We start from the raw sequence: 12,412 nt of genomic DNA on the forward strand, positions 1-12,412 counted from the left end.
AGGATTAAAAAATAGTGAGTACACAAGAACAGTCACTCACCGGTCATAAAAACCGCGCCGCGATTACACCGAAGCGGCGTAACCGCGGCACAGGTTTGAAGCTGCTGTGGATTACTTGGCTTTTTCCGTTTTCCAGGCATCCTTGAAAATCGTTACGACTTCATCCCAAGTTTTGTTGCCTTGAGCGTATTGAAGGAGCGCGTCCCCGAACTGGTTCTTGAACTCCTCGCTCGGGAATGCGGCGAAGGTCCACGGCACGGAGGTGATGCCGTCCTTGGCCATCCAGTTCGTCACTTCTTTGGCGAGCGGATCGGCCGGCTTTTCGTTGTCGTTGAACGTATTGAACGGAGCGATGAAGCCGAGCTCATTCGTCACGTAAGCTTTACCTTTTTCGCTGGAGAACAGCCATTCCAGGAAGGCGATCGAAGCTTGCTGCTTCTCGGCCGACACCTTGCTGTTGATCGCGAAGTAGTTTTCGGTTCCGATGGCAAGACCTTGGTTTTCCTCACCGGATACGCCTGTGTAAATCGGCAGGAACTTGATATCTTCGGCTTTCACGACGTTGCCGTCGACTTCGTTGATCTGCGACCATGCCCAGTTCCCGTTTTGAACCATTGCCGCTTGGCCGAGCGCAAATTCAGCCATGGAGTCGGCTACGGATTTGCTTCCGAGCAGGGTGCTCTTCGTCACGGAGTTGTTGATGTACAGGTCAAAAATGTTTTTGAAGTTCGGATTGTATTTGAACTCGGCTTCGTTCGTCGCAAGACCTGCAAGAACGGTGTTATCGAATTCCTTGTTATCCTTGAATTCATAATAGAGCGGCATGTTGGCCAGGTGGGTCTGCCATCTCCATTGTTCGCCGGCACCCAGCGATGTGGAGGCAAATACGCCTGCAATGCCCAGTTGATCCTTCTTCGCGGTCATGTCTTCAACGACGGCTTTCAGCGTGTCAAAGTTGTTTACTTCCTCCATGGAAGAAACGGATACGGCTTTGTCGGACAAGGCAAAGTACTTCTTCATGATTGCGTCATTGTAGATGATGCCGTAACCTTCCACGACGTAAGGAATGCCGTAAACGCCGCCGTTATCGCTAACGGCCAAGCTTTGGTCGGACAGGTAGCTGTAAAGCTTGGTGTCCTTCAAATCAAGGCTATAATCTTTCCAGTTCTGATATCCGACAGGGCCGTTGATTTGGAAAATCGTCGGAGCGTCGGACTTGGCGATTTCGGATTTCAATTGAGTTTCGTAAGTACCCGCCGCCGCGGTTTCAACCTTGACTTTGACGCCGGTTTCAGTCTCATAGTCCTTGGCGATCTTTTTGTAAACCTCGGCGATTTCCGGTTTAAAGTTCAGGAAGTAAATTTCCTGCGCTTTGCCGGAAGCCGAACCCGATTTTCCTCCCTCTTCCTTGTTGCCGCAGGCGGCAGCCAAACCGGCGAACAAAGTTAGAGACAGCGTCAATGCCAATAGCTTCTTTACTTTCATGTACGTTCCCCCTGATTCATTCATATGGTTTAGTGAATGAATACGCTTCCGGTACTGTCGGCACTCATTCGGTAACGATTCCGAAAACCTTGTCGGAATCCTTTTCGGTAACGTTTTCAATCACAGGGATATAGTAGCACAACTGTCTTGAAAGCGGCAACATAAAATTTTAAGCTTCATGAGAAAACCATGTTCTATAAATGAAAAAACCGGACCTTAACGGTCCGGCTCTGTGATTAAACTATTATACACCCAGCCAACGTTTGAACATATGCTTGGTGGTCGCCTTATTCATTTCCGCAATCGAAGTGGTCAGCGGAATGCCTTTCGGGCATGCACGGACGCAGTTCTGCGAGTTCCCGCATCCTTCGATGCCGCCTTCTTCCATCAAGGCTTCGAGGCGTTCCTCGGCATTCATCTCTCCCGTCGGGTGCGCATTGAACAGACGCACTTGGGAAATGGCTGCGGGACCGATGAAATCGGTCTTCTCATTGACGTTCGGACAAGCCTCAAGGCAAACGCCGCACGTCATGCACTTCGACAATTCATACGCCCATTGGCGTTTCTTCTCCGCCATCCGCGGACCGGGGCCAAGATCATACGTGCCGTCGATCGGAATCCATGCTTTTACGCGCTTGAGCGCGTTGAACATCCGGCTGCGGTCGATGACCAGGTCGCGCACGACCGGGAATGTCCGCATCGGCTCGACCCGAATCGGCTGCTCCAGGTTATCGATCAGCGCCGCGCAGGCTTGCCGCGGTTTGCCGTTGATCACCATCGAGCAGGCTCCGCATACTTCCTCGAGACAGTTGGATTCCCAGCATACCGGCGCGGTGTGCTCCCCTTTCAGGTTGACCGGATTGCGCTGGATTTCCATCAGCGCGCTGATGACGTTCATTCCCGGGCGGTAATCGAGCTCAAACTCTTCCGTATAGGATGCGGAATTCGGGTCGTCCTGGCGGGTAATGACGAACTTCACCTTCTTGGCTGTCAGTTTCGTATCTGCTGTTGCCATCGTCGCTCCTCCTCCTATTTATCCTTCGAATAATCGCGAATCCGCGGCGGGATCAAAGAGACGTCCACATCTTCGTAAGAGATTTGCGGACCGTCAGGCGTCCACGTCGCCTTGGTCGTCTTCAAAAACTCCTCGTCGTTCCGGGTCGGGAAATCCGGCTTGTAGTGCGCCCCGCGGCTTTCGTTGCGGAGCAGCGCGCCCAGCGTCATCGCTTCGGCCAGTTCCAGCATGTTCCACAGCTGGCGGGTGAAGGCGACGCTCGAATTGTTCCAGCGCGACGTATCGTTGATGTTGATATTTTTGTAGCGCTGCTTCAATTCCTTGATTTTGCCGATCGTCGCTTCCAGCTTGCTGTTGTAACGAACGACCGTCATGTTGTCCGTCATCCACTCGCCGAGCTCCTTATGGAGAACGTATGGATTTTCCGTGCCGTTCATGGCCAGCAAGCCCTCGTATTTATCTTCCTGCGCTTTACGGTAACGATCGTATATAGCCGGGCTCAGATCTTCAGCCGACTTTTTCAAGCCGCGGATATATTCCACCGCTTTCGGCCCAGCCACCATGCCGCCGTAGATGGCCGATACAAGAGAGTTCGCGCCGAGCCGGTTCGCGCCATGATATTGATACTCGCATTCCCCGGCCGCAAACAGGCCCGGAATGTTCGTCATCTGATTGTAATCGACCCACATGCCGCCCATGGAGTAATGGACCGCCGGGAATATTTTCATCGGGATTTTACGCGGATCGTCGCCCATGAATTTCTCATAGATTTCAATAATGCCGCCGAGCTTCACGTCCAGCTCTTTCGGATCTTTATGGGAGAGGTCGAGATAAACCATGTTCTCCCCGTTAATCCCCAGTTTCATATCTACGCAGACATGGAAGATTTCCCGGGTCGCGATATCCCGCGGCACAAGGTTCCCGTAGGCAGGATATTTTTCCTCAAGGAAATACCAAGGTTTACCGTCCTTGTACGTCCAGATCCGGCCGCCTTCGCCGCGCGCGGATTCCGACATCAGACGAAGCTTGTCGTCCCCCGGAATCGCGGTCGGATGGATTTGAATAAACTCGCCGTTGGCGTAATTGACGCCCTGCTGATACACCGCACTCGCGGCCGTACCCGTATTTATGACGGAGTTTGTCGTTTTTCCGAAAATAATCCCCGGTCCGCCGGTGGCCAAAATAACCGCATCCGACGCAAACGTGACGATTTCCATCGAACGCAGGTTTTGCGCGCAAATGCCGCGGCACACGCCCTCGTCGTCAAGTACGGCCGAAAGGAATTCCCAGTTCTCATATTTCGTGACCAAGCCTTCCGCTTCGTAGCGGCGAACTTGTTCATCCAGTGCGTAGAGCAGCTGCTGCCCCGTCGTTGCACCCGCAAACGCCGTCCGGTGATGCTTCGTACCGCCGAAACGGCGGAAATCAAGCAAACCTTCCGGAGTGCGGTTGAACATCACGCCCATCCGGTCCATCAGGTGGATAATGCCCGGAGCCGCCTCGCACATCGCTTTGACCGGCGGCTGATTCGCCAGGAAGTCTCCGCCGTAGACGGTGTCGTCGAAATGCTCCCAAGGGGAGTCGCCTTCGCCTTTCGTATTTACAGCTCCGTTAATCCCGCCTTGGGCGCAAACGGAGTGGGATCTTTTGACCGGGACGAGCGAGAACAAATGAACCTGTACGCCGGCTTCCGCCGCCTTGATCGTAGCCATCAGCCCCGCGAGCCCGCCGCCGACGATAATTACGCTTTGTTTAGCCATCTCTATTTCAACTCCTAAAAGTTTTGTGAGCTTATGCTTCTTTGAGTAACTTCGAACAAAACTTGCTTCGGAAGCGTTCGCTTAGTTTTGTGAGCCTAATCTTTCTTTGAGTTACGTTACTTATCCGATAAACACCCGGAGCGTGTCCCGCAAGGCCGTCCCGCCCGCTTCAAATTCCGCGCCGCGGAATGCGAACAAGGACCAGACGAACATGACCGATACGATCACGAACAGGGTCATGCAAATATAGGAGGATACCCGCTGCGCGCGCGGACCGACCGTAATGCCCCAGCTGACGAGAAACGACCAGAAGCCGTTCGCGAAGTGAAACGAAGCCGCAACCACGCTGATCGCATACAAAGCAAAGAAGACCGGATTCGTTACAATGCCGTGCATCACGCCGCCAAGCTCTTCGTGGGTGACATTCCCAAGTGCGACTTGCACCCGCGTCTCCCATAAATGCCAGATGACGAAGGCGAAAACGATCACGCCGGTAATCCGCTGAAGCAGATAACGCAAATTGCGCTCATTTTTGAACCGCGTATTGTTCGGTTTGGCCTGAAATGCGATGCACATTCCGTAAACGCCGTGATACAAGAGCGGCAGCCAAATTCCGACCAGCTCAAGAACGATCACGAGCGGCAGGCTGTTCAGAAATGCCACGCTTTCCTTGAACCCTTCGCTTCCGCCTTCCACCGCGGAGAAATTCGTCAGCATATGTTCCAGAATAAAAAAGCCGAGCGGAATGACACCAAGAAGCGAATGCAGTTTTCTGGAATAAAACCCTTTCATAAGTCTTGTTCCCCTTTCCCCTTTTCCATCGTTCCTCAATATTTTTCATCATTCAACAAAAGTTGACCGCAGGATAAACTATGAACTATGACACAATGGTGCGGTCCTTTTACCTTGTTCCAAAAGTAACATGTGAACAACTTGTGTCACTTTTCATGTTACTCCTTTTTATCTTATAATGGAATTGCAATATACTTATTAAATGATATAACTTTTTCGCATAAGAGGGGTTATCGCGTATGATGGAAGAATTGCTCGTCTTTACGACGGTGGTTGAGCAGTCCAGTCTGAACAAGGCGTCCAAGCTGTTGAATCTATCCCAGCCCGCCCTGTCGCGGAAAATCGCCAAGTTGGAGGAAGAATGGGGAGTTTCGCTGTTTACCCGAAAAGGAAAGCGGCTCGAGCTGACCCGCGTCGGCCAGGAGGCTTATATTTACGCGATGGAACAGCGGCAGCGGCACCAAAATTTTCTGCAATCCGTCTCCCGCTTCAAGGCCTCGGAACGCAGCGTCGTGACCTTGGGGGCCAGTCTGACTACGATCCAAACGACCCTGCCGCCGCTCGTGGCCGCGCTGATGAACAAATTTCCGGACATCGAGCTAAAGCTCGTCACCGGGAAAACCCATGAGATCGTCAGCCATGTCCGTGACCGGAAAGTCGACGTGGGCGTCATCGCCTCCTCGATCAGCGAAGCGGGGCTCCGGTGCATCCCCTTGTTCCAGGATCATTTGGAGCTCATCGTCCCCCGCGGCCATGACCTTGCGCTCAAAAACCGTCCCCGGATGGAGGATTTGAACGGCCGCTCCATGATCGTTTTTTCCAAAGGGACCTGGTACCGCAAACTGATCGACGACCTGTTCGGGCGCTACGGCATCATTCCCGACATCCGCATGGAGATCGATTCGTTCGAAGCGATCGTCCGCCTGCTGCCCACCTGCAAGGCCGCGGCTTTGCTGCCCAAATCTTATTTGCGCAAGCCGCTGCTGCGCGACAATGAGCTTGTTTCCGTTCCCATGAAGGAGCTGGAGCAGACGCGCCGGGAAACTTGTCTCGTGTATGCCGACCGTTCGGATCTGAATAGCGAGACCCGGGAATGGTTTACGGAAATCAGGGAAATCCTGGCGGAGACGCTGTCGCAATAAGGCGAATCGCTTCCCTGTTGCGGGGACCCGGCGTGGTGGGGGAGAGCGATGGGGAGCAGAGCGATGGCGCATGTACTACCAACGGGGTACCCATTGGCATTGCCCCCATTTCCGGACCTCATTTGCCGGTTTCTCATTTGACGGTCCTGGCGATCGATTTGGTGATTTCTAGTCCTACGATTTCAGCACCTGTTTCAGGGCATGTTTTTGGACTATTTCATGGCCTTAGAATTTCCGTTCCTGTTTCTGATTCTACGAACGATTTCCGATTCAAGGACTCCCTGTTCGGCGATTCCGATTCTCGTTTCCGAACCCTACGACACCAGACCCTAACGGAAGTCAGCGACCTTATTTCCACAATTTCGGCGATATCCCAACTCTTACGGAACTCAGAGCCGTTATTTGCTTATTATCCGGCAATTTTTCGCAAAATGAGGGCAATAACGTCGCTGAGTTCCGTTAATTCTCATAAACTCTAATTTTTCGCCGAATAACGGCTCTCAGTTCCGTAAGCCTCCCCTACCTTGTCCTAACCCCGTTATGCTTCTGTCTTGCTTCTGTCTTGCTTCTGTCTTGCTTCTGTCTTGCTTCTGTCTTGCTTCTGTCTTGCTTCTGTCTTGCTTCTGTCTTACCCCTGTTCTGACTTACTCTGTCCTGCCTCTACCCTTCTCTACCCTGCTTTGCCCCTGTTTTGCCTTTGTCCTCTCTGTGCTACCCTGTCCTCTCCTGCCCCTGCCTTGCCCCTGTTTTACCTTTGTCCTCCCCTGTGCCACCCTGTCCTCTCCTGCCCCTGCCTTGCCCCTGTTTTACCTTTGTCCTCCCCTGTGCCACCCTGTCCTCTCCTGCCCCTGCCTTGCCCCTGTTTTACCTTTGTCCTCCCCTGTGCCACCCTGTCCTCTCCTGCCCGTATTTTGCCCCTAATTACTCCTACCCTGCTCCCCCTGCTTTCCTCCTGCTTTCCCCCTGTTTTGCCCCCTAATTACTCCTGCTCTGCTCCTCCTACCCTGCTCCTGTCTTGCCCCTATGCTGCCCCGCTCCTGTTACGCTTACTTTGCCCTCCCCTGTTTTGCTCCTGCCCTACTCTTTTTCTGCCTCTGTCCTGTCTCGCCCCTTCCTATCCACCCAAGTTCCGTATGCTATGTCCAACATTCAACTGATATGTACGAAACCGCAAGTTTCCGCCTGCCACCACTAAATGTTGCTTCTCCACCAAACCATGCAGCACGTTTCGAGCATAACGATCGGTTACCCGAAGATGGCCCGCGAGCTCGGTTGGCGTAAATGGCCTCAAAAGTCTCCGCGCATATCTTACCGCTTCCGCCTCCATAAAATTCAACCGGGCATTCACGTCGAACGAAAGACATTTCCCTATGAACGATAAAACCAACTGCTTGCAGAACTCCGGTTCTTCCTGAATCGATAAATACGCAACCGGCAAGTAGATCCAATCGTCGAGCGACAACAAACTTTGTCTGCGGCACAAGTCCTTGAAGCGTTTAGTGTCCAAATCTCTGGCATGCGACCGATAATCCTGAATTTCGATATCTCCCCTGGCATCCCCCGGCAAAAAGGCCAGATCGAGATAGCGGAATCCGTTATTGAAATCGCGCACCTCCCATTCCGGATACAAATGATCGAAGTTACGAACAACGGGATACCAGATCGAACGCAAAAACTCCACAGTTCCATGGCTGAGTCCCTTTTGTAACAGTTCCCTTCTTCGATGGTTTTTTTCCTGTTCAATTTGCTTTTGGATCCACATCTCATATTCTTTATTAAACATGAAACCCACTCCTTCTCTAAAAATAAAAAAGCCGCTTCGATACATTTAAGTATCAAAGCGGCATGTGCTTCATGACCGTTTGCTTGAGTATAGCATTGTGATTTGCCCCGGATCAAGCGAGAATTCGGAGTTTAGCCGGAATATCGTCCGGTCCCCTGATCCCGATTTTGAATATAACGGAACTGAGAGACCTTATTTTGAAAAAAAGGGGCAATATACGCATCCTAACGGAACTCACTGCCTCTATTCGCCTATACAGACGTCAATTTTCCGCTATTCATAGTCAATAGCGTCGCTGAGTTCCGTTAGCATTCAAAAACGCCCTTTTTTCGGCGAATAAGGTCTCACAGTTCCGTAAGCGGCGGTATATATCTCAATACTGCAGGAGCGGGCCATGGCACATCTCTCAACACCTCGGGAGCGGACCACGGCACATCTCGCAACACCGCGGGAGCGGGCCATGGCACATCTCTCAACACCGCGGGAGCGGGCCATGGCACATCTCTCAACACCGCGGGAGCGGGCCATGGCACATCTCTCAACACCACTGAAGCGGGCATAGAAGCGGACCATGGCACCTGCCACACTCCGCGGAAAAGCCATCCCCGCCTCCAATCCTCAACCGCCCTCCACGCTCTCCACTTCCAGGCCGAGCTTCCGCGCCACCCATGCGGTGGTGCTCGCCTGGATGACGATCGTCAGCACGATCGCCATAAACGTGATCGCGGAGATGATCTCCGCATGGGCGATGCCCATCCCGACGATCATGCCGGATAGCGCGGCCGGAATGACGCCGGTTTCGCGGACCCAGCACATAAAAAGCAGCTCGCGCCAGCTCCACTTGACTTTGCGGTCCGGCAAAGCGCATAACAGCACGGTCAGCGGACGCGCGACGAACATCAGCAGGAGTACGGCGCCCAAACTTTGCCAGAGGTAGTGCCCGAGCGTGCCGAAATTCACCTGGCTGCCCAGCAGGACGAAGATCAGCATCCGCATGATGACCGTCGTATTTTCCGCAAACGATCCGACTTCGAGTTGCTTTTCTTCCATAGAAAGGTTGAACGCTTCCGCATTGCCCCAGATCACCCCGGCCACAAAAGTCGCCATAAATCCGCTGACATGCGCCAGATCGGCGATCAAATAGCTGGACAATGCGCAGACGAGCATAACGATCGTAGTATACTCCCGGAAAATGCCGTGCCGCGCATGCCCTGCCAAATAGGTGAGAACGCCCGAGATGAGCAGGCCGATCAAAATCCCGCCGACCGCGGTTTTCAGGAAATCCCAGGTCATGACGGCGAAATTCAGCTCCCCGCCGCCGGCAACCGCCGCCAACAAAGCAAAGGTAAGAATAGAGCCCGTCGCATCGTTGAACGCCGATTCGCTTTCGACCGTTTCCCGGACGCGTTCCTTGATTTTTACCTGCTTGAACACCGGTATGATCGACGCCGGGTCGGTCGAGGCAATGACTGCTGCCGCCAGGAATGCAAACACCCAGTCGACGCCGAACAGATAGTGAACGCCGATGCCAACCGCCAGCACCGATATGATGACGCCGGGAACGCTGAGCAGGGAGAGCGTGATCCATACTTTTTTCAGTCCGCCGAGCTTCAAATTTCTCCCGCCGTCAAACAAGATCAATGCGGATCCCACAGTCAAAATAAGCTGATTGATCAAAGACCCGCTCGATTCATGAATCAGCTTCAGCCCCGGGCCGAGCAGCATCCCCACCGCGATAAACACGGCGACGTCAGGCAGCTTCAGCCAGGAGGCCAACTTCCCCGAGACCATACCTATACTGATCACAAATAAAACGAGAATAAGAAAATGCCGAATCGCTTCCGTTGCGGCCGATTCCATGTCCGTCACACTCCACTGCGGGATCGCACTGCCCAATAGATCAATATTCAAAAAAATAATAATAGCCTGAACTACTCATTAACGATAGCTTCGAATTCCTCGATATTTTTCTTGGCGCCGATAATGACCATGATATCGCCAAGCTCCAAATGATCCATCGCCGTTGGCGCAATAATGACGCCGTTCTCCCGGTGAATCGCCACGATGCTGCAGCCGAAACGCGTACGGGGATTGAGTTCGCCCACATTTTTTCCGTTCAGGCAAGCCGGCACGTTCATTTCCACGATGCTGTATTCCTTGGAAAGTTCGATGTAATCCAGCAGATTCGGTGTTACGAGCTGATGGGCCACGCGGATTCCCATATCCCTTTCCGGGAAAATCACCCGGTCAACGCCAAGCTTCTCCAAGGCCCGCCCGTGCAGGACCGAGATCGCCTTGGCCACGACCGTCTTGATGCCTAGATCCTTAAGCAGGATGGCGCTAAGGATGCTCATCTGGATATCGTCCCCGATCGCGACGATCCCGCAGTCAAAATTTCGCACGCCCAGCGATTTCAAAACCTCTTCATCGGTCGCATCGGCCACGACGGCATGCGTCAGCCGGTCTTCCCATTCATCGACCACTTCCTCGTCGCGGTCAATTCCCAGAACCTCGTATCCGAGGTCCATCAGCTCAAGCGCCAGACTGGAACCGAAGCGCCCAAGCCCGATCACTACAAACTGCTGTGTTTTCATCTCATTTTCCCCTTATCCTATAATCATTTTGCCTTCGGGATGTTTATATAATTCTTTACCCTTCTTCGGCCCAAGCGCATAGGCCAGCGTCAGAGGGCCAAGCCGTCCGGCAAACATGGTGAAGCTGATAATGATTTTGCCTATAACCGTCAGCTTTCCGGTCAAACCCATCGTGAGTCCCACGGTACCGAAAGCGGAGGTCGTTTCAAATAATATGCTCAGGAAATTTGCATCCTCCGTGGTGGACAATATCATTGCCACCGCAATGACGAGAAACAAGGCAAGCATCGTAATCGTTACCGCCTTGAAGATCCGTTCCTGCACGAGCCGGTACCGGAAAAGCACGAGATCCGACCGCCCCCGAATCATGGAGATTACCGCCCCGATCAGAATCGTAAAGGTCGTCGTCTTGATCCCGCCCCCGGTGGAGCTCGGCGATGCCCCGATAAACATCAGGATGATCATGAAGAACTGGGTCGCTTGTCGGAGAGTGCCGATATCCAGCGTGTTGGCCCCTGCCGTCCGCGGCGTGACCGACTGAAAGAACGAGCTCCATATTTTACCGCTCCAATTCAGCGGCTCCAAGGATTTCGGATTCGTAAACTCAAATACAAAAACCACGACCGCGCCGATCAAAATCAAAGCCGACGTCATCGAAAGCACCACTTTGGAATGCAGCGACAGCTTGCGGCGTTTGCGGAACTCGATCAAATCGGACAGAACGATAAAGCCGATCCCCCCCGATACGATCAGGAACATCGCCACGAAGTTTACGATCGGATCATCGACATAGCCGGTGAGGCTGCGATACTCGCCAAACAAGTCGAAGCCGGCATTATTGAACATCGAGACCCCGTGAAAAATCCCGAAATACACGGCGCGCCCCAACGGCATGTCAAACGCCCAGCGGATGGCGAACAGCAAAGCGGCGCAGCTTTCGATCACCAAGGAATAGATCAGCACCTTTTTGATCAGCCGAACGATCCCTTCCATCGAGCTCTGGTTCATCGCCTCCTGCAGGATCAGCCGGTCCTTCAGCGAAATTTTGCGTTTGAACACAAGCGCGAACAGGGTGGCCATCGTCATGAAGCCGAGACCGCCAACCTGGATAAGCAGCATGATGACGATCTGGCCGAAGACGGAAAAATAGGTTCCCGTATCGACCACAACGAGTCCCGTAACGCATGTCGCCGACGTCGCCGTAAAAAAGGCGTCGATAAACGGAAGCGTCTCGCCGGTCGTGCTTGAAATCGGCAGCATCAGGAGTAGCGACCCCACCAGAATGATTGCCGCAAAGCCCAGTACGAGGATTTGTGGCGGCGAAAATTTGAGCCATTTCGATAACAATACGTTTCACCTCACACTAAAATGGGCCAAAAAAGAACAAAGAAAAAAAGCACTGGAAATCCAATGCTTTTGATTGGTCCCTGCTGCAAAGGCCTACGAGGTTAGCTGACGGATTCGGGCTTGCGCGGCCTGCCCTATTCGTTTGTTCACCAGGCACCTGACCCGTGAAACAAACGAAATTCACCCCTAAAAATCGGTTCCCCCGTTTTCTTTGGAAATTCGGCCATCCTATTTAGTTTCAATTGTTTTCATTTCATTTTCGTCAAATGGATTATAAGCTTTATTCCGCTCCGCCACAAAGGTTTATTAGGTTGAAAAAACCCCATAATAACTTAAATGCGCTGAATCCTGCCGCAAGGTATTCCGTTATCAGAGCCATGCTTGTTTTTGCCGTAGTTATTTCGACTTTTCACGGAAAACCTCTGTTCCCTAGCGAAGTATCCCGCCCTGTGTTATCTTTACTTTGACAAAAGCGTCCAGAAATCATACTGATT

At 52.7% G+C, this 12,412-nt stretch carries 9 protein-coding genes and 1 riboswitch; of the genes, 1 reads left to right on the forward strand and 8 read right to left on the reverse strand.

Features of this window, described 5'->3' with window-relative positions; translation table 11 throughout:
- Positions 1-111 precede the first annotated feature (111 nt).
- From ACSFXJ_RS20850 to ACSFXJ_RS20865, 4 genes are all read right to left on the reverse strand, one after another.
- Entirely contained in the window at positions 112-1,485 is a 1,374-nt protein-coding gene (locus ACSFXJ_RS20850; protein WP_435922278.1) for an ABC transporter substrate-binding protein, read from the reverse strand.
- Between the two features lie 244 nt (positions 1,486-1,729).
- Positions 1,730-2,500, reverse strand: coding sequence for a succinate dehydrogenase iron-sulfur subunit (gene sdhB / locus ACSFXJ_RS20855; protein ID WP_435922279.1), 771 nt, complete (start codon positions 2,498-2,500; stop codon positions 1,730-1,732).
- A 14-nt stretch (positions 2,501-2,514) separates the two neighbouring features.
- Complete coding sequence (sdhA, locus tag ACSFXJ_RS20860) at positions 2,515-4,260, reverse strand: succinate dehydrogenase flavoprotein subunit (RefSeq protein WP_435922280.1); 1,746 nt, start codon at positions 4,258-4,260, stop codon at positions 2,515-2,517.
- A 120-nt stretch (positions 4,261-4,380) separates the two neighbouring features.
- Positions 4,381-5,052 (reverse strand): succinate dehydrogenase cytochrome b558 subunit, encoded by a 672-nt coding sequence (locus ACSFXJ_RS20865; protein WP_435922281.1) that lies wholly within the window; start codon positions 5,050-5,052, stop codon positions 4,381-4,383.
- A gap of 239 nt (positions 5,053-5,291) precedes the next feature.
- On the opposite strand from ACSFXJ_RS20865, the gene ACSFXJ_RS20870 reads away from it, so the two are divergent.
- On the forward strand, positions 5,292-6,194 hold the full coding sequence (locus ACSFXJ_RS20870) for a LysR family transcriptional regulator (protein WP_435922282.1): 903 nt from the start codon (positions 5,292-5,294) through the stop codon (positions 6,192-6,194).
- 1,114 nt (positions 6,195-7,308) lie between these two features.
- Here the strand turns inward: ACSFXJ_RS20870 and ACSFXJ_RS20875 are convergent.
- The 4 genes from ACSFXJ_RS20875 to ACSFXJ_RS20890 all read right to left on the reverse strand — a co-directional run bounded on the left by ACSFXJ_RS20875 (position 7,309) and on the right by ACSFXJ_RS20890 (position 11,918).
- Positions 7,309-7,977 (reverse strand): transcriptional regulator, encoded by a 669-nt coding sequence (locus ACSFXJ_RS20875; protein ID WP_435922283.1) that lies wholly within the window; start codon positions 7,975-7,977, stop codon positions 7,309-7,311.
- Between the two features lie 618 nt (positions 7,978-8,595).
- The gene (locus tag ACSFXJ_RS20880; RefSeq protein WP_435922284.1) at positions 8,596-9,837 is read right to left on the reverse strand and encodes a cation:proton antiporter; all 1,242 of its coding nucleotides are present in this window, start codon (positions 9,835-9,837) and stop codon (positions 8,596-8,598) included.
- 71 nt (positions 9,838-9,908) lie between these two features.
- Positions 9,909-10,571 carry a potassium channel family protein gene (locus ACSFXJ_RS20885; protein WP_435922285.1) on the reverse strand — a complete coding sequence of 221 codons (663 nt, stop codon included), beginning with the start codon at positions 10,569-10,571 and terminating at the stop codon, positions 9,909-9,911.
- 12 nt (positions 10,572-10,583) lie between these two features.
- Positions 10,584-11,918, reverse strand: a complete 1,335-nt coding sequence (locus ACSFXJ_RS20890) for a TrkH family potassium uptake protein (RefSeq protein ID WP_435922286.1) — start codon at positions 11,916-11,918, stop codon at positions 10,584-10,586.
- A gap of 74 nt (positions 11,919-11,992) precedes the next feature.
- A riboswitch (cyclic di-AMP (ydaO/yuaA leader) is annotated at positions 11,993-12,153 on the reverse strand.
- Positions 12,154-12,412 lie beyond the last annotated feature (259 nt).

This window comes from Paenibacillus salivarius (assembly GCF_051307165.1).
Taxonomy (GTDB): Bacteria; Bacillota; Bacilli; order Paenibacillales; family Paenibacillaceae; genus Fontibacillus.

Coding starts and splice junctions, on each gene's coding strand:
- ACSFXJ_RS20850 (WP_435922278.1), bottom strand. CDS start 1,485: ATGAAAGTAAAGAAGCTATTGGCATTGACGCTGTCTCTAACTTTGTTC.
- sdhB (WP_435922279.1), bottom strand. CDS start 2,500: ATGGCAACAGCAGATACGAAACTGACAGCCAAGAAGGTGAAGTTCGTC.
- sdhA (WP_435922280.1), bottom strand. CDS start 4,260: ATGGCTAAACAAAGCGTAATTATCGTCGGCGGCGGGCTCGCGGGGCTG.
- ACSFXJ_RS20865 (WP_435922281.1), bottom strand. CDS start 5,052: ATGAAAGGGTTTTATTCCAGAAAACTGCATTCGCTTCTTGGTGTCATT.
- ACSFXJ_RS20870 (WP_435922282.1), top strand. CDS start 5,292: ATGATGGAAGAATTGCTCGTCTTTACGACGGTGGTTGAGCAGTCCAGT.
- ACSFXJ_RS20875 (WP_435922283.1), bottom strand. CDS start 7,977: ATGTTTAATAAAGAATATGAGATGTGGATCCAAAAGCAAATTGAACAG.
- ACSFXJ_RS20880 (WP_435922284.1), bottom strand. CDS start 9,837: ATGGAATCGGCCGCAACGGAAGCGATTCGGCATTTTCTTATTCTCGTT.
- ACSFXJ_RS20885 (WP_435922285.1), bottom strand. CDS start 10,571: ATGAAAACACAGCAGTTTGTAGTGATCGGGCTTGGGCGCTTCGGTTCC.